This window comes from Chitinophaga sp. (assembly GCF_019236475.1).
Lineage (GTDB): Bacteria > Bacteroidota > Bacteroidia > Chitinophagales > Chitinophagaceae > Chitinophaga.
In genome coordinates this window covers 1-22,288 of record NZ_JAFAIX010000006.1, presented here as the reverse complement: position 1 = coordinate 22,288, position 22,288 = coordinate 1, and the positions used below count along the sequence as shown (strand labels likewise).

Here is a 22,288-nt window from a genome sequence, read left to right as displayed (position 1 = left end):
CTATTTCCCCTTATATAATACAGGATTCAGAGAAGGATCATTGTACATCTTCATCTGCTTGTACACTTTCATGTACTTCTTTCCCGCTGCAATATCCGTCAATAACTCCTCAATGGCCTTTCCCAGATCCGTACGCTGCTCCAGCAGAATATCCAGCTTACGCTGACATGCCGCTCTATGCTCAGCAGTAGCATCCTCACGGGTTGCCTCTTCCTGCATATGGTAAATCTTCAAAGCCAAAATGGACAGGCGATCAATCGCCCAAGCAGGACTCTCTGTATTAATAGCGGCTGTGGCTGCAGTGGCCACATCTTTGTATTTATCCAGGAAATAACTATCAATATATTCTACTACATCGGTACGCTCCTGGTTACTCTTATCAATCCAACGTTTGATTCCCAGCGCTTCCACCGGGTCAATCGCCGGGTTACGAATGATGTCTTCCAGGTGCCATTGCACCGTGTCTATCCAGTTTTTCAAATAAAGCAGGTGCTCTATGCTGCTCTTTTCATATGGATTGCTGATGCTCTGATGAACATCATTGTACTGGTGATAGTCCAGTATGCTCTGATTAAATATCTGATTGCACAGTTGAGTAAACATCTGGCAAAATTATAAAGAATTTTTATCTGTTGACAATCACTTTCACATAATAAATTTTAAATATGTATAGTTTTGATATTACTGCTCACTTAAACCTCCTGATGTTCTTTTCTACTTTGCGTCTTGCGCGCAAAAAAAAGCGCATGGTTGAAACCATACGCTTATTGTAAAAGATTGTCATGTGAATGTTCGAGAATGCAAATCGTGTAGGCATTAATGGTTATCTTGTGGATATAAATCCCGCAAGGTCATTACCTCATAACTTGTTACTCTTGCTAATAGCATGCATACAAGGCATACCATTAACGTTGGCATTAATATTTTGAAATTGTAATTCTTTAATTGGAGTATACATTACTCTATGGCAAATATTATTTTGAGGGTATAAAAAAACTATCGTCACAGAAATCAGTCACATTCTTTTTTGCCGTGTCTACGGCGAGAACAATCATAACTGTAGTTTTTTGTGTTTGCCGGACTTCCAAACTTCATTTCCTCAGGTTAAAGTCCACATGGCCAATTTCAATTTTCAGGGTTTTCTTTTAACTGCTAATCGGGGAAACTTCATCCTTCTCCTTATCTCTTCGTCTCTTGATGCAAATTAAAAGGAGCCACTGCAATATTATGTGCAGTGGCTCACTTTTTTTATACAACGTTCGTGTGAAAATGCATTTTTTTTTATCCATTTTAGCTGGCCGTAGTCTTGCGCTGACGGCGCAAAGCAAGGTAATACACCGGAACGCCTAACAATATGATACCCAGGCCCGGCAGTGTATATTTTGTCTCAAACATCAACAACAAGATGGCTAAGGATAACGCTACCACAATGTAAACCATTGGCAGCACAGGATAGCCAAATGCCCTGTAGGGGCGCTCTATCTCCGGACGCTTCCTACGTAACACGAAAATTCCCAAGATCGTCAATACATAAAACAACAGTACACCAAAGATGACCAACGCCAACAAATCATTATAACGTCCGGTCAAACAAAGGAAAGATGCCCAAAAACATTGTATCCACAAGCCTTTGGCAGGTACGCTGTTCTTATTCAACTCTCCTGCCCCCTTGAAGAATAACTTATCTTGTGCCATGGTATAATAAATCCTTGCACCAGAAAGTATCAAACCATTATTACATCCAAAGGTGGAAATCATAATCATCACTGCAATCACCTTACTGCCAATACCACCAAAAATAGCTTCTGCGGCAGCCACCCCTACTCTATCATTCGCTGCAAACGCAATTTCCTTCAATGGCAACACCGCCAAGTACATCAGGTTGGCACTCACATAAATAATCGTCACAATCAAAGTACCCAGGAACAAAGAACGACCAATATTCTTCTGGGGATTCTTAATTTCTGCGGCAATAAATGTCACGTTATTCCAAGCGTCACTGGAGAACAAAGTGCCTTTCATAGATATCGCAATCGCTCCCAGGAAAGCAAGGCCAGTTAAGGAAGACGACACTAAATTGGTGTCTGTCATGCTCAATGATGCCGCATCCCAAGCATGCTCCCAATTGGCATTCCAGATTTCAGCCTTGGCGCCCAACAGGAAGCCAAAGATAATCAACCCAAAAAGCGACAATAACTTAGCCAACGTAAATACCGTCTGGATAACCTTTCCATGCTTTACGCCCCTGGTATTGATATAAGTGAGCACGATGATGGATACAATGGCTACTATCTGCGCAGCAGATATATTTACCAGCGATGATTCAAACAACATATTCTTCTCACTGAAACCAGGAATCAAATAGGCGGTAAACTTCGCAAAGGCTACCGCTACTGCGGCAATGGTGCCTGTCTGAATGACGCCAAACTGCGTCCAGCCAAAAAGAAATGCAATAAAGGGATTATAGGCTTCTCGCAAATACACATATTGCCCGCCCGCTTTGGGATACATACCGGAAAGCTCACCATAGCTCAACGCCGCAATCAGCGTTACAACGCCCGCCAATACCCACATAGCGGTGATCCATCCTGCTCCCCCTACATTACGGGCTATCTCAGCGGTAACGAGAAAAATCCCGGACCCAATCATGGAGCCGGCTACTACCATAGTGGCATCTAATAAGCCTAAAGTCGGCTTGAAGGATTTAGTTTGGTTGATTTCCATAAGTTCAAGTAGAGGTAAAAAAAAATCCTGGTTCAATGAACCAGGACTATAAGGTAGATAATTTTCTCCAAGATTGTGTATTTCCGCAGGTTATTTTGCAGTTCCTGCTGCATTCATACCTTTGATAACTTCAGCGGTAATATCGTAGTTGGAATCTTTCCACAGAATATTGCTAACACCTTTACGGTAAGAGAAGATGTAAGCAAAACGTTTGTCTTTATTGAATGATTCCAAGAAACCGTCCAGACGAGTCTGCAACTCATCATTGAATTTAGCTTCCTGCTCAGAATAAGTAGTTCTCATTTGTTGTGCTTCCTGCTCCAACTGTTGTTTCTTTGCCAGGATGGAACGTTGTGCGGTTTCACCTTGCTCTTGCGTCATGCCAGAAGCATTACGCTGCAAATTCTCAAACTCATTCTGCAACCCACGAGCCTTACCCTGTAGGGTGTTCTCCATTGATTGCTGTTTCTTTTCCAGCTCTGCTCTCTTTTCTTTGAAATACTCAAAATGTGCTTCCAGAGAATCCAGGTCTACATACGCAATTTTGAAACCTCCATTGGTAGCAACTGCGGTAGAAGCAGTGTTTGCAGCAGGTGCAGTACCTGCAGTTTTATTGTTCTGGCATGCCATGAATAAGCCTGCTGTCAGTGTGGCTACTAATCCTTTTGTCACGATTTGATTACGAGTGCGCATGTTTATTAGGTAGATTTTCTGAATTTTAGTTTTGAAAATAGAACGGCTAAAATAAATATTTTGCCGGATTTTCAACTTTGGTTTAAAATATTTAGCTATGTTTTAACGTAACAGGTCGGTCATGCCGTGCTACAGCAGATTTCAGCCTATTTCACCCCAATATAGCAATTTTAGTTGTGTATCACTGGAAATACATTAAAATTCAATGTATCCAGGGCATTCCCAGTGGCTACAAATGTATACACCTTCCCATTGTTCACATTCATAGGAAACACGCCCAATCGCTTAGAAGAGTCCACCCAATTGACATTCATCTTATAACTACTATCCGCAAAAATGGTCTTAAATGCAGATCTAGTAGCAAAAGTCATCCCACGGAAACCATTCAGAATAATACTAGTATCAACTGCAAAATCAAGTGGCAACGGGGTTTTACTAGTACGATTAGTTCTCCAAGTATCGCTCAAATCTACTACCCTATAACGGGCCGTCTTACCCGGAAGCGTTGATAAATCATCTTCTGCAAATACCGTCACCAATCCTGTATTGGTACTATCCACACCCAGGATAAGAGAAAAATAACGGCCATTACGCAAATTCACCTGTCCTAATTTCAACACATTGGATGGATTATTTACGGGATAAATAGATAGGTTATAAGCCTGTGCCCGGAAAGTTGCATACTTGCTGGCCTGCCCGTAAGGTACATTGGTGGCTACACTCATGCTATCTACCTTTACACCGAAAGCCGTTCCTGGAACGCCATTGATAAACATAAAATGAGACTGCGTATTAGGTATGGCACTGCCATTATCCTTCTTACAGGCCACAAATGCAAGTAAACCCAGAAATACTACTGTTATATACTGTTTCATCCGTCCGGAACGTTATTAAGAACTCAAAAATAACTTTTAATTACTTTTAAACAATTATTCCTGCATTCAGTCTAAGCAGGCGTCAACTTATATTTTTTAAAACCTATACTATGAAATTAACCAGTATTCTAATGCCTGCTTTTGTGCTGGGCCTGTCTTTCTCTGCTGTTGCACAAGAAAAAAACAAATATGCTAGACCAAGCCGCGATACCGCACATACGCATGCTGCTGGCAGAGAGGTCATTCATCGCGACAGCTCCTATATCAAACACACCAGACCTGAACCGAACCACGACAGTCACGAGGCAGGTAAAGAGGGAAGGGTATTCCGTCGCGATAGCGCTGTTGTAAGACAATCCAAACCAGAATGGAAACACGACAGAAACGAGGCAGACAAAGACAAAAAAGACTCACGTCGCGATGTCGATGCCAACAAACGCCCTAATTCCGAACACGCTCATGATAAAAATGAAAAACGGAAAGAGGAGAAAGAATACCATCATGATCAAAGTAAATTCAATCATGATAAAAACGAACAACGGAAAAAGGAGAAAGAATATCACCGCGATCAAAAGGCAAAAGATCAGGCGAAAAGAAAAGAAGAACGTGAAAACAAACAATAATTAAAATAAAAATGGCTGACCTACAAGTCAGCCATTTTTATGTCGTTAAATAGCCAGCAATACGGCTACATAATGGCATATGGCCGCTACCAGCACCAGGAAATGCCAAACGGCATGCGTAAACTTATACTTATCCCAGAGATAGAAAAATACGCCTGCGGAATACAATACGCCACCCGCCACTAACATCACGATAACAGGTAAGGGCATATGTTCAAAAAAGCGCTTTCCGCCCAAAACCATAATCCAACCCATCGCCAGGTAAATAATGGTGGAGAGTATATCGAATCTCCCTGTAAACCAAATCTTAAAAAATACGCCTACCAACGTTAATCCCCACAGTATACACAACAACGTTATCCCAAAAGGATTCAGCATATACATGAGTAAAAACGGCGTATACGTACCCGCAATCAGGAAATAGATACTGATATGGTCAAAGACCAAGAAAATCTTCTTGACATAGGCTTCCAGGCTCAAATGATACACCGTGGAATTTGTGAATAAAAGGATAAAACAAAAACTGTAAATACCAGCCCCCACAATGCCGGGGGTATTGCCATGCGTCGCTGCAATGGCGGTCAGCACGGGCAGGGCGCTGACGCCAAAAATCACTCCTGCTGCATGAATAAGTCCGTTCACTACTTCTTGCTGCCTGGAGTAAGTCTGCTGTACTATAATTCCCATAAGCTATGATTTGTCATCAAAGCTAAGGGTTATTTGTGATCTGTTGATTTAGGGAGACACGAGTCCACTGAAACAAAAAAGAAGGCAATACTCTCCTGCCTTTTCAGTGCAATCGCAATACCTGCGGTAGCAACCGGGCGAAGCCCGGAACTCCGCAAGTTGACATCGAAGATGTCAACTTTATTTCCCAATAATGGTAATTATCGTCGTCTGGATATCTAAATCGACATCTGCGATGTCGATTTGGTTGGTTCCGCCCTTCGGGCGGTGGCGCTGCGCTGAGCTTTGGAATTTAGGGAGACACGGCTCCACTGAAAACAAGAAAGCCTCTCCTTTGCAGGAGAGGCTTTCTCAATATTCAAATGCTTACGCACTATTCTTCTTCATCAAACTGGAATACTTCTTTAGAAGATGCCAGGATATCGTATTCTTCTTTAGAACCTACGATCATGTTTTCGAATTCACGTAAACCTGTACCAGCAGGGATCAGGTGACCGGTGATAACGTTCTCTTTCAAGCCCATCATGTCATCGATCTTACCGTTGATAGCTGCTTGAGACAGTACCTTGGTTGTTTCCTGGAAGGACGCTGCGGAAATCCAACTGCGTGTACCCAGGGAAGCCTTGGTAATACCTTGTAACAGTGGGCTGGAAGTAGCTGGCTGCGCATCGCGGAATTCAACCAGTTTCTTGTCAGCACGACGCAGGAGAGAGTTCTCTTCACGTACCTGACGCAGGGTCACGATCTGACCAGCTTTCAGTACGGCAGATTCACCTGCTTCTGTTACCACCTTCTTATCGAAGATGTTATCGTTTTCTTCAAAGAAGTCGAATCTGTCTTCAGTATCGCCTTCCAGGAAGCGGGTATCTCCAGGATCTTCGATGTTTACTTTACGCATCATCTGGCGTACGATCACTTCAATGTGCTTGTCGTTGATCTTCACACCCTGTAAGCGGTAAACCTCTTGGATTTCATTCACCAGGTATTCCTGAACAGCAAACGGACCTTTAATAGCCAGGATGTCTGCAGGAGTGGTAGAACCGTCGGACAGAGAAGTACCAGCTTTCACGAAGTCGCCGTCCTGAACCAGGATGTGACGCGTCAATGGCACCAGGTATTTCTTGATCTGACCTTCGCGGCTCTCGATGATGATCTCACGGTTACCACGTTTGATGTTACCAAATGCTACCACACCGTCGATTTCAGAAACGATAGCAGGGTTGCTTGGGTTACGTGCCTCGAACAGTTCAGTTACACGAGGCAGACCACCCGTGATATCTCGGAGTTTACCGATTACACGTGGGATCTTCACGATTACCTGACCTGATTTCACGCTGTCTCCCTCATCAATAACGATGTGAGATCCAACTGGCAAGTTGTATGATTTCACTTCCTTGTTGCCTTCTACAACGATGGAAGGGATCTTATTTTTGTCTTTGGTTTCGATAACCACTTTCTCACGGTGACCAGTCTGCTCGTCAGCCTCTTCACGGAAGGTGATACCTTCAATGATGCTGTCGAAACGGATGCTACCAGGGATTTCAGACACGATAACGGCGTTGAACGGATCCCAAGTACAAATCTGATCTCCTTTAGAGATTTTCTGACCATCTTTTACCAACAGTGTAGAACCGTAAGGGATGTTGTTAGTGATCAACAAGCGATCATTCTTAACATCCATGATACGCAGCTCACCTGTACGACCGATAACCACTTGTACTTTATCGCCTTCAGCGTTTTCGTAGGTGGTAGTACGCAGACCGTCAAACTGTACAGTACCTTCGAATTTGGCGAGCAGGCCGGATTCAACAGATGTAGAACCAGCCACACCACCCACGTGGAAGGTACGCAGTGTCAACTGTGTACCAGGCTCACCGATGGACTGTGCAGCGATGATACCCACAGCATCACCTTTCTGAGCAGTATAACCAGTTGCCAGGTTTTTACCATAACATTTCACACACACACCACGACGGCTTTCGCAAGTCAATACGGAGCGGATCTCTACAGTTTCAATCGCGCTGTCTTCAATGCGATGCGCAATATCTTCTGTGATTTCTTCACCAGCACCTACGATCAGCTCATCTGTATGCGGATCGTACACATCATGGAGGGAAGTACGGCCCAGGATACGATCGTACAGTGGTTCTACCACCTCTTCGTTATCTTTCAGGGCAGAGGTAGCGATACCACGCAGGGTTCCGCAATCCTCATCATTAATTACCACATCCTGTGCAACGTCCACCAGACGACGAGTCAGATAACCCGCATCCGCTGTTTTCAACGCCGTATCCGCAAGACCTTTACGAGCACCGTGCGTAGAAATGAAGTATTCCAATACGTTCAGACCATCCTTAAAGTTGGACAATACCGGGTTTTCGATAATCTCAGAACCAGTAGAACCACTCTTACGAGGCTTAGCCATCAGACCCCTGATACCAGCCAACTGTTTAATCTGCTGTTTGGAACCACGCGCACCGGAATCAAGCATCATGTAAACAGAGTTGAAACCTTGTTTATCTGTAGCCAGTTCACGGATCAGCGTTTCAGTCACTTTGGTATCGACGCGGGACCAGATGTCAATGATCTGGTTATAACGTTCGTTGTTGGTGATCAGACCCATGTTGTAGTTATCCCAAACTTCATCCACCTCGCCAGCAGCGCTGTCAATCATGTCCTGCTTAACGTCAGGAATGATCAGGTCATTGATGTTGAAGGACAGACCACCACGGAATGCTGTACGGAAACCTAACTGTTTGATATCATCCAGGAACTTCGCAGTAGTAGGAATGTTCGTGTATTTGATGATATCACCGATGATTTCACGCAGTGATTTTTTAGTCAGAAGGGCGTTTACATAACCGGCTGCCTTAGGAACGTGTTGGTTGAACATCACGCGACCTACGGTAGTTTCGATCAGTTTTCTTTCCAGTTCACCTTTAGCATTTCTTACATCAGCTTTAACACGGATGTGTGCATGCAGGTCAACTTTACCTTCGTTATATGCGATAATAACTTCTTCTGCAGAGTAGAAAGCTTTACCTTCTCCTTTCACGATCTCATCACCCATCGTTTTCTTACCCTTAGTGATGTAGTACAGACCAAGTACCATGTCCTGTGAAGGCAGGGTGATTGGCGTACCATTCTGCGGGTTAAGAATGTTGTGGGAAGACAGCATCAGGAGTTGTGCTTCCAGGATAGCCGCATTGCTCAACGGTACGTGTACCGCCATCTGGTCACCGTCAAAGTCGGCGTTGAACGCAGAACACACAAGCGGGTGCAACTGAATCGCTTTACCTTCTACCAGTTTAGGCTGGAATGCCTGGATAGAAAGACGGTGAAGTGTCGGAGCACGGTTTAGCATAACTGGGTGACCTTTCAGTACATTCTCCAGGATATCCCAAACTACTGCTTCTTTACGATCTACCAGCTTCTTAGCTGATTTCACGGTTTTAACGATACCTCTTTCAATCAGTTTACGAATGATAAACGGTTTGAACAGTTCTGCCGCCATATCTTTTGGCAGACCGCACTCATGCAGTTTCAGTTCAGGACCTACCACGATAACGGAACGACCAGAGTAGTCCACACGTTTACCGAGCAAGTTCTGACGGAAACGACCTTGTTTACCTTTCAGTACATCTGACAGTGATTTCAGCGCACGACCACCTTCTGCTTTAACAGCGTTAGATTTACGGCTGTTATCGAAGAGAGAGTCTACCGCTTCCTGCAGCATACGTTTTTCGTTACGCAGGATCACCTCAGGTGCTTTAATTTCGATCAGACGTTTCAGACGATTGTTACGAATGATCACCCTGCGATACAGGTCGTTCAGGTCAGAAGACGCAAAACGGCCACCATCCAATGGAACTAACGGACGCAGTTCTGGTGGAACAACAGGGATATATTGCATTACCATCCATTCAGGACGGTTTTCAACACGACCATTTGCTTCACGGAAAGCTTCCACAACGCTGAGGCGTTTCAGGGCCTCTGCTTTACGTTGCTGAGAAGTTTCAGTAGCTGCTTGGTTACGCAGTTGGTAAGAAAGACCATCCAGATCAATACGAGCCAGCATCATTTCTACCGCTTCTGCACCCATTTTCGCAATAAACTTGTTAGGATCTTCATCCGGTAACAGTTGATTGTCTTTAGGCAGCGTATCCAGGATATCCAGGTATTCTTCTTCAGTGAGCAAATCACCGTAGTTCAGACCTTTCTCCTGTTTAGCACCCGCCTGGATCACTACATATCTTTCGTAGTAGATGATAGTCTCCAGTTTTTTGGAAGACATACCCAGGAGGTAACCGATTTTATTTGGAAGAGACTTGAAGTACCAGATGTGTACAACCGGAACAACCAGACGAATATGTCCCATTCTTTCGCGACGTACTTTCTTCTCGGTAACTTCCACACCACAACGGTCGCAAACGATACCCTTATAACGGATACGTTTATATTTTCCGCAATAGCATTCGTAATCCTTTACAGGACCAAAAATCCTTTCGCAGAATAAACCATCACGTTCCGGCTTGTAAGTACGGTAGTTGATGGTTTCAGGTTTCAGCACTTCACCGTATGAACGCTCCAGAATTACATCGGGAGAAGCCAGACTAATGGTAATGCTGTTAAAATTTGATTTAGGACGATTTTCTTTCTTGATAGCCATCTGTAATTAGCTTTTAGCTGTTAGCCGCTGTTTCCGAGGGAGAGCAGCGACAAAAATTTTATTCCTGCGAAATATCAAAGCTATCAGCCATCTGCACTTGCTGCAGACGGCTGGTAGCTAAAAGCTCTTAGTCAAATTTCAGATCCAGACCCAGACCACGCAATTCATGGATCAATACGTTGAAGGACTCAGGTACACCCGCTTTAGGGATGTTATCACCCTTCACAATTGATTCATATGCCTTCGCACGACCTACGATATCATCAGATTTGATAGTAAGCAGTTCCTGCAGGATATTGGACGCACCGTATGCTTCCAGTGCCCATACCTCCATCTCACCAAAACGCTGACCACCAAACTGTGCCTTACCACCCAACGGCTGTTGAGTAATGAGAGAGTATGGTCCGATAGAACGGGCGTGCATTTTGTCATCCACCATGTGGCTCAATTTGAGCATGTAGATAACACCCACGGTCGCTTTCTGGTGGAAACGATCTCCGGTTTCACCATCATACAGGTAGGTGTGACCGAAGCTAGGTAATCCGGCTTCATTGATATAGCTGGCAATTTCTTCAGTGGTAGCACCATCAAAGATTGGAGTAGCAAAGCGTACACCCAGTTTCAGACCAGCCCAACCGAGTACGGTTTCGTAGATCTGTCCAAGGTTCATACGGGAAGGTACCCCGAGTGGGTTCAGTACGATATCCAGTGGTGTACCATCGGCCAGGAACGGCATGTCTTCATCACGCACGATCTTAGCTACGATACCCTTGTTACCGTGACGTCCCGCCATTTTATCACCCACTTTCAACTTACGTTTGCTGGCCAGGTAAACCTTCGCCAGTTTCAGTACACCAGCAGGCAGTTCATCACCGATAGAAATGTTGAATTTCTCACGTTTGTAACGACCCAGTTCTTCGTTGTACTTAATGTTGTAGTTGTGCAGCAGGGTGTTGATCTGATCGTTGGTTACCTCGTCGGTAGTCCAGCCGAGCGGATTCACGTTCTGGAAGTCAATGTTTACCAGGTTTTTAGGAGAGAATTTAGATCCTTTAGAGATCAGTACTTCACCGTAAGTGTTAGTAATACCTTGGGATGTTTTATCCTTCAGCAATACTTGCAGTTTACTCATCAGCACTTCCAGCAGATCCTCTTCATTCTTCTGGTGAACTTTTTCCAGTTTCTCCAGCGCCGCTTTTTCACGGGTTTTGGAGTTCTTATCTTTCTTAGCGCGGCTAAACAGTTTCTTGTCGATTACCACACCCTCAGTTGATGGAGGTGCTTTCAGAGAAGCATCTTTCGCATCAGAAGCCTTATCACCGAAGATCGCGCGGAGCAGTTTTTCTTCAGGAGAAGGATCAGATTCACCACGAGGAGTGATTTTACCGATCAGGATATCACCTTCTTTAATGTGCGCACCAACACGGATGATACCGTTCTGGTCGAGGTCTTTGGTAGCCTCTTCACTTACGTTAGGAATATCCGGAGTCAGTTCCTCTTCACCCAGTTTAGTATCACGTACTTCCAGTTCATACTCATCAATGTGGATAGATGTAAAGAGGTCTTCACGTGCAACACGCTCAGAAATTACGATCGCATCCTCAAAGTTGTAACCTTTCCAAGGCATGAACGCTACTTTCATGTTGCGTCCCAGTGCCAGCTCACCACCGCGGGTAGCGTAACCTTCTGTCAAGAAGTCGCCGAATTCCACGCGCTGACCTTTCTTCACACAAGGTTTCAGGTTGATACAAGTACTTTGGTTCGTTTTAACGAATTTGGTCAGATTGTAGATAACCAGATCATCTTCGAAGCTCACCAGTTTCTGCATCTCATCACGCTCGTAACGAACATGTATTTCTTTTGCATCCACGAACTCGATCACACCTTTACCTTCAGAAGTTACCTGCAGACGAGAATCGCGTGCAGCCTTAGCTTCCAGACCAGTACCTACGATAGGTACTTCAGGATTGATCAGAGGTACCGCCTGACGTTGCATGTTTGATCCCATCAACGCACGGTTGGCATCATCATGCTCCAGGAACGGAATCAGTGATGCAGACAAACCTACGATCTGGTTAGGTGCAACGTCCATGAATTCCACTTCACCTCTATCGAGGATTGGGAAGTCACCGGTTTCGCGGGATTTTACTTTTTCATTTACGAAGTTACCTTTATCATCGAGCGGAGCGTTCGCCTGCGCGATTTTCACGGTATCTTCTTCTTCAGCGCTGAGGAACTCTACATTCACCATATCCACTTTACCGTTGTTTACTTTACGGTAAGGAGTTTCGATGAAGCCCATTTCATTCACTTTCGCGTGAACGCAAAGGGTAGAGATCAGACCGATGTTTGGACCTTCCGGAGTTTCGATGGTACACAGACGGCCATAGTGGCTATAGTGAACGTCACGAACCTCGAAGCCTGCTCTTTCACGGCTCAGACCACCGGGTCCGAGTGCGGAGATACGACGTTTGTGCGTGATCTCAGAGAGCGGGTTGGTTTGATCCAAGAACTGTGACAACTGGGAAGTACCGAAGAAGGAGTTGATTACGGAAGACAGTGTTCTAGCGTTAATCAGATCCACCGGCGTGAACACCTCGTTATCACGAACGTTCATTCTTTCACGGATGGTACGAGCCATACGTGCCAGACCAACACCAAACTGAGCATATAACTGCTCACCCACAGTACGTACGCGACGGTTAGACAGGTGATCGATATCGTCGATCTCTGCTTTACTGTTCGTCAGTTGTACCAGGTATTTGATGATGGCGATGATATCTTCCTTCGTGAGGACTTTCATATCCAGCGGCGTAGGAAGACCGAGTTTTCTGTTGATTTTGTAACGACCAACATCTCCGAGATCATAACGTTTGTCGGAGAAGAATAATTTATCGATGATACCCCTTGCAGTTTCATCATCCGGCGCATCTGCACCGCGCAGTTGGCGGTAGATGTGCTGAACGGCTTCCAGCTCGGAGTTAGATGTATCCTTATTTAAGGTATTGTAGATGATGGAGAAGTCGCCGCTCACCTCTTCTTTCTGAACGAACACACTCTTCAGACCCATGTCCACGATGGTTTCAATGTTCGCTTCATCCAGAATGCTATCGCGTTCGAGCATGATTTCATTACGCTCGATACTTACCACTTCACCGGTATCTTCATCCACAAAGTCTTCCACCCAACTTCTCAGGACGCGAGCAGCCAATTTTTTCCCAGCGTATTTCTCGAGGGATTTTTTGTCTGCTTTCACTTCATCCGCCATGCCAAACAGCTGGAGGATGTCCTTATCTGTTTCATAACCAATCGCACGTAACAGGGTGGTAACCGGGAATTTCTTCTTACGGTCAATGTAAGCGTACATCACATTGTTGATGTCCGTTGCAAACTCCATCCACGCGCCCTTGAACGGAATTACCCTTGCAGAGTAAATCTTGGTTCCGTTCGGATGTATGGATTGACCAAAGAAAACACCAGGAGAGCGGTGAAGTTGGGATACAACTACACGCTCAGCGCCATTAATAACGAAAGTACCTCTTGGGGTCATGTAAGGGATGTTACCTAGGAACACATCCTGCACAATAGTCTGGAAATCCACATGCTCCTCATCATTACAGCTGAGGCGAAGTTTCGCCTTCAACGGAACGGAGTAGGTAAGCCCACGCTCAATACATTCCTCGATAGTATAACGCGGAGGATCAACGAAGTAGTCCAAGAACTCCAGATTGAAGATATTACGCGTATCCGTAATCGGGAAGTTCTCTTTAAATACTTTAAAAAGACCTTCGTTATTTCGCTTGTCTGGTGTGGTTTCTAATTGGAAGAAATCCTTGAAAGATTGGATTTGGATAGCCAACAGATCCGGTGTCTCAGTAACTTGTTTGATCTTTCCAAAATTTACTCTTTCGTTTGTTTGGGCTTTTTTTAGAGACATATTCGAAGTTAGCAGTTATATGACTTGTAAGAATTAGGGAAATTAAGATTTCTTTGCCAATATCCCATCCTCATAAAATATTGCCTTTCTGCACGTTGTCAAATTCACTTAAGTGATTCCCTATTTTGACTCTCTGAAAAAGACACTTTCCCAAAGGGAATAAGGCCAAAAGTGCATGAGCACTTTTGACCTTTAAAAGATGTATATAAGCAAAGAATTACTGAATTTCAACTTCAGCACCAGCTTCAGTCAGCTTAGCTTTCAGATCTTCTGCTTCTGCTTTGCTAACGCCTTCTTTTACTGATTTAGGAGCGCCGTCAACCAGTTCTTTCGCTTCTTTCAGACCGAGACCAGTCAGGTCTTTTACAACCTTAACTACGTTCAGTTTGCTAGCACCTGCAGATTTCAGGACAACGTTGAAGGCAGTTTTTTCTTCAGCAGCTGGAGCAGCATCACCTGAAGCAACTACTACTGCAGCAGCTGCTGGTTCGATACCATACTCATTTTTCAGTACATCTGCGAGTTCCTGAACTTCCTTAACAGTTAAACCAACTAATTGTTCGGCTAATGCTTTTACGTCTGCCATTTTATAAAAATTTAATTATTTTTTGTAATTGTTGTTTGTTATATATTATGACTTGGAAGCCAAATTTTTGTGGGGAGAAACCTCTCCCAAAGATTACTCTGCTGCTGGAGCTTCTGCTGCAACAACTTCGCCACCTTCTTTTTTGCCTTTTTCCAGCAATGCAGCGATAACGCGTTTTGCAGGAGATTGCAACAGACCGATAACTTCGCCGATGAGCTCGTTTTTGGTCTTGATTTCAGTCAGCGCTTTCAGTTGATTGTCGCCTACGAAGATTTCGTCAGCAACAAAAGCAGCTTTCAGAACTGGTTTTTCCAGTTTCGCGTTCGCTTTACGGAAAGAAGAGATGATCAGAGCTGGCTCTTTTGGAGAATCAGAGAACATCAGTGCAGTCACACCGTTCAGCGCATCAAAAACACCTGCATATTTTTCAGCATCCAGAGATTCCAGCGCTTTCTTAATCAGAGTGTTTTTAGCAACTTTCATTTCTACATTCTTGTCGAAGCACGCTTTCCTCAGGCTAGAAACCTGCGCTACAGTCAGTGACTCGGTGTTAGTGATGTAGAAGTTGTTGTATTGAGAGAACTTGCCTTTCAGCAGTTCGATCACTTCATTTTTTTGATCTTTATTCATATTATTACGTTTGCAGCTAGCCCATTCCCCTTGCGGTATAACAGACTACACACTCGTGATCAATTAGTTTTGAACAGATTTAGTGTCGATAGCGATACCTGGGCTCATGGTTGAAGCCATAGACAGGCCTTTCAGGTAAGTACCTTTCGCTGTAGCTGGTTTCAGCTTGATGATAGCATTGATCAGCTCCATAGAGTTCTGCTCAATTTTCTCAACACCAAAAGATACACGACCGATAGAAGCGTGGATGATACCAGCTTTATCAACCTTGAAAGTGATTTTACCGCCTTTAACATCGTTTACAGCAGCTGCAACATCGTTAGTAACAGTACCGGTTTTAGGGTTAGGCATCAGGTTACGTGGACCTAAGATTTTACCCAGTTTACCGATTTTAGGCATTACAGCAGGTGTAGCGACGATCACATCTACGTCAGTCCAGCCAGATTCAATCTTAGTGATGAACTCGTCCAGACCTACGAAATCTGCGCCAGCTTCTTTTGCAGCCGCTTCTTTATCAGGGGTGCAAAGTACTAACACTCTTTTAGTTTTACCAGTACCGTGAGGAAGCGTTACGGAACCACGGATAGCCTGGTCTGCTTTCTTAGGATCAACGCCTAAGCGGATATGTAAATCGACAGAAGAGTCGAATTTAGTGCAGTTGATTTCTTTTACCAAAGTGGAAGCCTCTTTCAGAGAGTAAACTTTGTTTTTCTCCACCTTAGCTTCAGCTACTTTTCTCTTTTTAGTTGCCATTTTTTCAAAATGTTTTTAAGTCCTGCCTTAACAGGGTGAAACAATTAGTTTTCCCAAGGAGCTTTACCCTCAACAGTAATACCCATGCTGCGTGCAGTACCTGCAACCATGCTCATAGCACTGTGCAAAGTGAAGCAGTTCAGATCAGGCATTTTATCCTGTGCAATTGCTTCAACCTGAGCCCAGGTTACTTTACCAACCTTGTTACGGTTAGGCTCTTTAGAACCACTTTGAATTTTGGCAGCTTCCAACAGCTGAACTGGAGCCGGAGGAGTCTTAATTACGAAGTCAAATGATTTGTCTGTGTAAACAGTCAGCAATACAGGCAGTACTTTACCCATTTTATCCTGGGTACGAGCATTGAACTGTTTGCAGAACTCCATGATGTTCACACCCTTGGAACCCAGTGCAGGTCCAATTGGAGGTGCAGGATTGGCCTGGCCGCCTTTTACCTGCAATTTCACGTACGTTGCGATCTCTTTTGCCATACTTTTTAATTTAATTTGGTTAAAACGCCCCCTGCAGGACAGAGGACTCCCAAAACTAAAAGGAACTCAAATAACCTTTTAAACGGGATGCAAAGGTATATAATAATATGAACTTGTCAAAAAGTATTTGATTTTGGGCATCCTTTTTGCTTAGAACCAACATTATTTTACAAATCTATTGCATTTCCCGACTTTTTTCCTTATCATTCAAGGGCTGCAAAAATACACCATTTTCCCCAATTTCATACATCACACTCCCCCAACATAAAACAACTCCCTTCGCTTCCCCTTCTCCGTCTTAATATACTTGTTCACAAACCCTTGCTCCTGCACTATCTTCTCCCGCATCCCATTCACCGCAGACTCCAACTCCGCCAAATGACCAGACAATTCCGCATCACGCCCACGCATCTCTCCCAACAATTTCTCTACCCCTCCTAACCTCCCCGTCATATTATCCACCATCTTCCGTAATGCAGCATCCGACTGCTCCGGCTGAAATTGCTTATTCTTATAAGTCACATAGTCATTATATAACTGTACCATCTCCCGATATATACCCTCGGCAGATTCATACTTATCCACCAACCGATTCCGCTCCTCTATCTGACGATTCGCTGCCAAAACTTTTACCGTTTGTCTCAACCAATCCATCTCCGCCATTACAAAAGGATTCGCTCCCCCGCCATAACGCTCCATCCTAGCCAAAGTGCCTGAAAGTCGCTCGTAACGCCCAGAACGCAGGTACACCGCAATGGTGTCATTATAATTGAAATTATTCCCCGCCGGCCTGCTTACTCCCGCTTCATCATGACGCACTGGGTTGCTCAACAGTTGCCACATTGGGTCGAAAGGCACGTGTCTCCTTACAGCTACCTGCGGACTCATCTGAAACCATTCCCAGTTCAATCCTGGCGTAAAACGAGCACCATCCATAGTTCCAGCTCCCCAAGTAGGGTCCGTAATTGTCCAGGAACCAGCATTTTTCACCACTACCCAGTCGTGTGAACCACTCGGCGCCAAACCACCATTCTGTAAACAATATCCATTCACTGTATAGGCAGCAATCCCCGCTTCCTGGCAGACTTTCGCGTATAAACTGGCATAATCTGCACTCACTCCCACTCTACTGCGTAATGTCCGCTGTATAGCTGCAGCCGTGTCTCTATAATCCCGCTGCTGATACATATTGGGCACATCATACGCAATATGGGTGGCCATCCACTTATATAAAGTCTGTTGCAAAACATGGGCATTGGCGGTATGAGCTTTCAGCCATTTGGCCATGGTAGCGGCGCTATTGGTTACATCATCCGGAATAGACACCACAGCGGCATCTGGCGCCACCTTAGCCGCTACAGAACGCGGTTGCTGGGCACTGGCTACTGTCACGGCCAGCAGCCCGATTACTGTTGAAATGACTCTCATGGTAACTGGGATAATTATCTCCTATAAATATAAAAAACCAAGTTCGCTATTCATATAGCGATCACATCCATCGAAACTTATAAAATAGGGACTTTCTGAACATTTTTCCCGTTTTCAGGTACTTTGTAACAAATGCTTGCTCTTCGTCTATGCGAGGCTTCATCTTATCGAGCAACTGCCGGGTATCATCTACTTGTTCTTGGTGCTTGCGCTCCTCCAACTTGATATCCTTGATCATGTCATAAATCTTTGCCAGATCTGCTGCCATTCCATCCACCCATTCACGGATTTCCTGATCCGGCTTAGCTGGCGTAAACTGGTTATTCTTAAAATGAACATAATCGTTGAAGGTACTCACCAGCACATTGTATTTACTGTTAGCAGCATTATACCTGTCTATCAATTGGTTCTGAGATTCCACTTTTGCATTTTGACGGGTCACCTCCTCATTATGACGGGTTACTTCCAGCTTTTGCAACAAATAACTCAATTCTGTGGATATATATGCATTACTCACTCCAAAACGGCGAATACGTTCAATGGAACTCACTACCTGCGCATTACTATCCAGCTTTTGCCACATCGCCAAGGAATCTTCATAAACGAAAACCGGGCGACTAGCTGCCAAGGTCAACTTGCCCTCCTTGATCTCATCATGACGGTAGGGGTGATCCAAGAACTGATAAATAGGATCATAAGGCACATGCGTTTTCACAAATACCGCTGGCGATATCATGAAGTATTTCCAGGTAAACGATGGATAAAACTTAGTTCCACTCACGCCACCTGCTGCCCAAGTTGGATCAATCAATGTCCATTTATTATCTGTCTTCACAGCTACCCAGGCATGACTTCCATCCGCACTCAATTGGCCACCATTTACGGTATAACCAGACACCAAAATGGCAGAAATTCCGGCTTTTCGGGCAATTTCCACGAAAAGTGAAGCATAACCATAGCAGATACCTTGCCTGGTACGCAGGGTTTTAGCGGCAGCATCTGTGGTGTCTTTGTAGTATTGTGGATCGTAAGTATTGCGGGTATCATAGGCAATATTCTTACCGATCCAGGCATAAATGGATTTCAGGGACTCCGTAGTATTCTTACTGTTTGCCTTCAGCCAATCGGCCATAGCAGTGGTGGTCATCACTTCCGTATCTGGAATAGTGGTATAGGTTGTTACCGGATTCGCTACAGTTTTAGGCTTATTGCTCTGTCCTTGTGCTACTGTAACTACAGTAAGCATCACGCCGGTAATCATGGCGATTACTCTCATATACTCTTAAAGATTGTACTAGCTTTTATGATGGAATAGGAACTACAAATATCTGTCAATCAGTGCGAATTTGCCAATTAAAACAGGATGTATGGTAATTTATTGACGTTGCATTTGTTTTCTCTTCGTCAAATATTCCGACATAGATTTCTGACTATTCGCTATCGTAGTCATCATAGATTTAATTCTCTCTACCAAGGCTGTTTTATTCTCTTTTAAGTCGGGTGACAGAAAGTTCATCGGACTGGCTAACGTATGAATATCTTTCGCTTCTTTGTTTCAGTTACTTCCGTTGGGCTAAAAATGCCAGCGTGTTTTTGCGGGTATTCTCCAGGTCATCAACCGTAGGCTTAACGGAACGTACGAATCCAATTCTATCCTCCTCCATGAAGGATGACAAGAAATGTAGATTGTTCAGTGCAGTATGAATTTCTTTCACCTCTTTACACATATTGTTTAACCACTCTATAATTGCCTTATCAGATTTAGCAGGCTTCATTCCATTATTTTCAAAATCGATATAAGTGTTGTAGTGCTCTATGAGTTTATTATAGCGGTCCGAAAGTTCATAGTATTTTCGAGTAGTTCCGTTGACAGAATCCGTCACATAGATGGCATATGGTATCATGCTTTTCAGATACTTTGCTTCTTCACGTTGAAGTGGATTGATGATACCGAAGTTTTCCAAACGTTGTAGTCGACCGGAATACCATTGCACCAGGTTTTGTCTCATAAAGGTCTGGAGGCTATCCTCGAAGTTCATCGCCTGTCTTTTCAATGCTTCCGCCCCGGTGTGGTTATCTAATTCAGCAGGTTTGATAGGATCGGGAAGAAACTGGTATACAGGATCAAAAGGTACGTGGGTATAAATTGCTTTTTCTGGTGAGATGAGGAAATTATCCCAATTGAATGCGAAATCAAATCTACCTTTCCCATTCACAGTACCAGTTCCCCAGGTGGGATCGATGATGGCCCATTTATTATTCAACTTGATTCCTATCCAGTTATGGCCACCATTCAGTTCTAACTGTCCGAATATATAGACATAGCCGGAAATCAGGTGGGTAGGAATATCAGCATGTCTGCATACTTCATAAAAGAGGGAGCAGTAGCCTTGGCAAATACCTTTTCGGGCAGCGAGTGTACGTACGGCTGCATCCACTGTATCTTTATATCCCTTCTTAGAATTCATCAATACTACATCATAGGCAATATTGTGGCCGATCCAGTAATAGAGTGCTTTCACTGCCTCGTAATGATTGGGCGTATTGTTTTTTAGCCATAGTCCTATTGATTGTGGTGATGAGACAGCGGTCCCAGGAATTTTGATGACAGTAGTATCTTGATTTACAGGTATAGATGCAGCGGATTGGGCAGACGCGGTTACGGAGAAATGCAGTAAAATGCTCAGGGTGAAAATAGGTATCAGGGACTTCATAATTAGGTATTGGGATAAAACGACAACGTTCCGGTGGTAAGCCGGAACGTTGTAAATATTGTATTGGGTAAAAGCACTTAGGAAAGTTTTTCCACCTGCATAAAGTTCAGTTCTACTGGAGTAGCGCGACCGAAGATTTTTACAGTTACTTTCAGTTTCTTTTTGTCTTCAATAACTTCTTCGATAACACCGTTAAAGTCGTTGAAAGGCCCGTCGATAATCTTGATAGTTTCGCCCACGATGAAAGGTTCGGACATGGTGAGACCCTGATCGGAGAGCTCATCAACTTTACCTAACATTTTGTTTACTTCTGCTTTACGGAGCGCGATAGGTTTTTCTTTACCGAGGAAGTGGATTACGCCGGACACGTTTCTGATGGCCTGGATCACTTCATCTGTCATTTTACCGTCGATCGCTTCGATCATCACATAACCCGGATAGAAGTTTTTTTCGCGCATTACTTTTTTACCGGCTTGCACTTTATAAACTTTTTCTACGGGGAGGAAGACTTGGGTGATTACGTTACCCCAATCGGAGCGGCGCACTTCAATATCCAGGTATTCCTTCACTTTTTTTTCCTTGCCACTAACAACGCGGAGCACGTACCACTTTGTTTCCTGCGCAGGAGTATTGGTTGCGTCCATTTTGATTAGTGTTTGAATATTTGATAATAGTGAGTTAACACGAAGTTAGAGGCTGCATCCATGCCCCATACCAGAGCTGTTACAAAGATGGTAGCAATCAGTACTATCATGGTAGAGGACTGCAGTTCTTGCCAGGTAGGCCAGGACACTTTGTAAACCAGTTCATGATAAGACTCGCGGAAGTAATTTCTGATCTTATTCATTAGTTAAAATGCGTTTATTTGGTCAATTTGGATAAAGCCTAAAAAGGTTGAATTGTTCTATTTTTTTAAAATAATAACAATTCAACCATTTTGTATTTTTTAACCTTGCACGGGCACTAGGATTCGAACCCAGATCAAAGGTTTTGGAGACCCGTATGCTACCGTTGCACCATGCCCGTGTATGAACCATTAGCTTTGATTTATCTCAGCTTTGGACTTTGATAGTCAAAGCTAATGGTTTTATTTAGATTGTGAAATAAATTCACAATATGTAGTCCTTATTTCAGGATTTCAGTCACCTGACCAGCACCTACGGTACGGCCACCTTCACGGATAGCGAACTTCAGACCTTTATCCATCGCGATAGGAGCGATCAGTTTTACAGTCAGAGTAACGTTATCACCAGGCATAACCATTTCAACGCCTGCAGGCAGTTCAACTTCACCAGTTACGTCAGTAGTACGGAAGTAGAACTGAGGACGGTATTTGTTGAAGAACGGAGTGTGACGGCCACCTTCTTCTTTGCTCAGTACGTATACTTCGCATTTGAATTCAGTGTGTGGAGTGATGGTACCTGGCTGGCAGATAACCATACCACGACGGATTTGAGTTTTCTCAATACCGCGGAGCAACA

Annotated in this window: 17 protein-coding genes, 1 tRNA gene and 1 pseudogene; 1 reads left to right on the top strand and 18 read right to left on the bottom strand. The window is 44.1% G+C overall.

The features are described from left to right. The 4 genes from JO154_RS09415 to JO154_RS09400 all read right to left on the bottom strand — a co-directional run bounded on the left by JO154_RS09415 (nt 1) and on the right by JO154_RS09400 (nt 4,292). Nucleotides 1-603, bottom strand: a complete 603-nt coding sequence (locus JO154_RS09415) for a DUF4254 domain-containing protein (RefSeq protein WP_291944259.1) — start codon at nt 601-603, stop codon at nt 1-3. 687 nt (nt 604-1,290) lie between these two features. Further along, nucleotides 1,291-2,724 (bottom strand): amino acid permease, encoded by a 1,434-nt coding sequence (locus JO154_RS09410; RefSeq protein WP_291944256.1) that lies wholly within the window; start codon nt 2,722-2,724, stop codon nt 1,291-1,293. A gap of 90 nt (nt 2,725-2,814) precedes the next feature. Next, nucleotides 2,815-3,417, bottom strand: coding sequence for an OmpH family outer membrane protein (locus JO154_RS09405; RefSeq protein ID WP_291944254.1), 603 nt, complete (start codon nt 3,415-3,417; stop codon nt 2,815-2,817). A 170-nt stretch (nt 3,418-3,587) separates the two neighbouring features. After that, entirely contained in the window at nt 3,588-4,292 is a 705-nt protein-coding gene (locus JO154_RS09400; RefSeq protein ID WP_291944252.1) for a DUF4397 domain-containing protein, read from the bottom strand. 110 nt (nt 4,293-4,402) lie between these two features. On the opposite strand from JO154_RS09400, the gene JO154_RS09395 reads away from it, so the two are divergent. Further along, nucleotides 4,403-4,915: a hypothetical protein gene (locus tag JO154_RS09395; RefSeq protein ID WP_291944250.1), complete on the top strand. Its 513-nt coding sequence runs from the start codon at nt 4,403-4,405 to the stop codon at nt 4,913-4,915. A gap of 45 nt (nt 4,916-4,960) precedes the next feature. Here the strand turns inward: JO154_RS09395 and JO154_RS09390 are convergent, their stop codons facing one another. The 14 genes and pseudogenes from JO154_RS09390 to tuf all read right to left on the bottom strand — a co-directional run. Then, nucleotides 4,961-5,602 carry a hemolysin III family protein gene (locus JO154_RS09390; protein WP_291944248.1) on the bottom strand — a complete coding sequence of 214 codons (642 nt, stop codon included), beginning with the start codon at nt 5,600-5,602 and terminating at the stop codon, nt 4,961-4,963. Between the two features lie 373 nt (nt 5,603-5,975). Next, a complete protein-coding gene (gene rpoC / locus JO154_RS09385; RefSeq protein ID WP_291944245.1) occupies nt 5,976-10,271 on the bottom strand; it encodes a DNA-directed RNA polymerase subunit beta' in 4,296 nt (1,431 codons plus the stop codon). Nucleotides 10,272-10,398: 127 nt separating this feature from the next. After that, nucleotides 10,399-14,208, bottom strand: coding sequence for a DNA-directed RNA polymerase subunit beta (gene rpoB / locus JO154_RS09380; protein ID WP_291944243.1), 3,810 nt, complete (start codon nt 14,206-14,208; stop codon nt 10,399-10,401). Nucleotides 14,209-14,425: 217 nt separating this feature from the next. Next, the gene (gene rplL, locus JO154_RS09375; RefSeq protein ID WP_291944241.1) at nt 14,426-14,794 is read right to left on the bottom strand and encodes a 50S ribosomal protein L7/L12; all 369 of its coding nucleotides are present in this window, start codon (nt 14,792-14,794) and stop codon (nt 14,426-14,428) included. 93 nt (nt 14,795-14,887) lie between these two features. Beyond that, nucleotides 14,888-15,424 carry a 50S ribosomal protein L10 gene (gene rplJ, locus JO154_RS09370; protein WP_291944238.1) on the bottom strand — a complete coding sequence of 179 codons (537 nt, stop codon included), beginning with the start codon at nt 15,422-15,424 and terminating at the stop codon, nt 14,888-14,890. 63 nt (nt 15,425-15,487) lie between these two features. Further along, on the bottom strand, nt 15,488-16,177 hold the full coding sequence (gene rplA, locus JO154_RS09365) for a 50S ribosomal protein L1 (protein WP_291944236.1): 690 nt from the start codon (nt 16,175-16,177) through the stop codon (nt 15,488-15,490). Between the two features lie 44 nt (nt 16,178-16,221). Next, nucleotides 16,222-16,665 (bottom strand): 50S ribosomal protein L11, encoded by a 444-nt coding sequence (gene rplK / locus JO154_RS09360; protein ID WP_111590254.1) that lies wholly within the window; start codon nt 16,663-16,665, stop codon nt 16,222-16,224. Nucleotides 16,666-16,914: 249 nt separating this feature from the next. Then, nucleotides 16,915-18,093, bottom strand: a complete 1,179-nt coding sequence (locus tag JO154_RS09355; protein ID WP_291944232.1) for a transglutaminase domain-containing protein — start codon at nt 18,091-18,093, stop codon at nt 16,915-16,917. A 61-nt stretch (nt 18,094-18,154) separates the two neighbouring features. Continuing rightward, the gene (locus JO154_RS09350) at nt 18,155-19,369 is read right to left on the bottom strand and encodes a transglutaminase domain-containing protein (protein WP_291944230.1); all 1,215 of its coding nucleotides are present in this window, start codon (nt 19,367-19,369) and stop codon (nt 18,155-18,157) included. A 283-nt stretch (nt 19,370-19,652) separates the two neighbouring features. Further along, nucleotides 19,653-20,807: a transglutaminase domain-containing protein gene (locus JO154_RS09345; protein ID WP_291944227.1), complete on the bottom strand. Its 1,155-nt coding sequence runs from the start codon at nt 20,805-20,807 to the stop codon at nt 19,653-19,655. A 77-nt stretch (nt 20,808-20,884) separates the two neighbouring features. Beyond that, complete coding sequence (nusG, locus tag JO154_RS09340; protein ID WP_111590250.1) at nt 20,885-21,451, bottom strand: transcription termination/antitermination protein NusG; 567 nt, start codon at nt 21,449-21,451, stop codon at nt 20,885-20,887. Between the two features lie 5 nt (nt 21,452-21,456). Beyond that, nucleotides 21,457-21,654 (bottom strand): preprotein translocase subunit SecE, encoded by a 198-nt coding sequence (gene secE / locus JO154_RS09335; protein WP_291944219.1) that lies wholly within the window; start codon nt 21,652-21,654, stop codon nt 21,457-21,459. A gap of 108 nt (nt 21,655-21,762) precedes the next feature. Further along, nucleotides 21,763-21,833, bottom strand: a tRNA-Trp gene (locus JO154_RS09330). 99 nt (nt 21,834-21,932) lie between these two features. Beyond that, nucleotides 21,933-22,288 (bottom strand): annotated as a pseudogene (gene tuf, locus JO154_RS09325) (elongation factor Tu); the annotation flags it as partial.

Bases quoted from the DNA above. Each gene is read 5' to 3' on its own strand.
- JO154_RS09415 (WP_291944259.1), bottom strand. From the start codon at position 603: ATGTTTACTCAACTGTGCAATCAGATATTTAATCAGAGCATACTGGAC.
- JO154_RS09410 (WP_291944256.1), bottom strand. From the start codon at position 2,724: ATGGAAATCAACCAAACTAAATCCTTCAAGCCGACTTTAGGCTTATTA.
- JO154_RS09405 (WP_291944254.1), bottom strand. From the start codon at position 3,417: ATGCGCACTCGTAATCAAATCGTGACAAAAGGATTAGTAGCCACACTG.
- JO154_RS09400 (WP_291944252.1), bottom strand. From the start codon at position 4,292: ATGAAACAGTATATAACAGTAGTATTTCTGGGTTTACTTGCATTTGTG.
- JO154_RS09395 (WP_291944250.1), top strand. From the start codon at position 4,403: ATGAAATTAACCAGTATTCTAATGCCTGCTTTTGTGCTGGGCCTGTCT.
- JO154_RS09390 (WP_291944248.1), bottom strand. From the start codon at position 5,602: ATGGGAATTATAGTACAGCAGACTTACTCCAGGCAGCAAGAAGTAGTG.
- rpoC (WP_291944245.1), bottom strand. From the start codon at position 10,271: ATGGCTATCAAGAAAGAAAATCGTCCTAAATCAAATTTTAACAGCATT.
- rpoB (WP_291944243.1), bottom strand. From the start codon at position 14,208: ATGTCTCTAAAAAAAGCCCAAACAAACGAAAGAGTAAATTTTGGAAAG.
- rplL (WP_291944241.1), bottom strand. From the start codon at position 14,794: ATGGCAGACGTAAAAGCATTAGCCGAACAATTAGTTGGTTTAACTGTT.
- rplJ (WP_291944238.1), bottom strand. From the start codon at position 15,424: ATGAATAAAGATCAAAAAAATGAAGTGATCGAACTGCTGAAAGGCAAG.
- rplA (WP_291944236.1), bottom strand. From the start codon at position 16,177: ATGGCAACTAAAAAGAGAAAAGTAGCTGAAGCTAAGGTGGAGAAAAAC.
- rplK (WP_111590254.1), bottom strand. From the start codon at position 16,665: ATGGCAAAAGAGATCGCAACGTACGTGAAATTGCAGGTAAAAGGCGGC.
- JO154_RS09355 (WP_291944232.1), bottom strand. From the start codon at position 18,093: ATGAGAGTCATTTCAACAGTAATCGGGCTGCTGGCCGTGACAGTAGCC.
- JO154_RS09350 (WP_291944230.1), bottom strand. From the start codon at position 19,369: ATGAGAGTAATCGCCATGATTACCGGCGTGATGCTTACTGTAGTTACA.
- JO154_RS09345 (WP_291944227.1), bottom strand. From the start codon at position 20,807: ATGAAGTCCCTGATACCTATTTTCACCCTGAGCATTTTACTGCATTTC.
- nusG (WP_111590250.1), bottom strand. From the start codon at position 21,451: ATGGACGCAACCAATACTCCTGCGCAGGAAACAAAGTGGTACGTGCTC.
- secE (WP_291944219.1), bottom strand. From the start codon at position 21,654: ATGAATAAGATCAGAAATTACTTCCGCGAGTCTTATCATGAACTGGTT.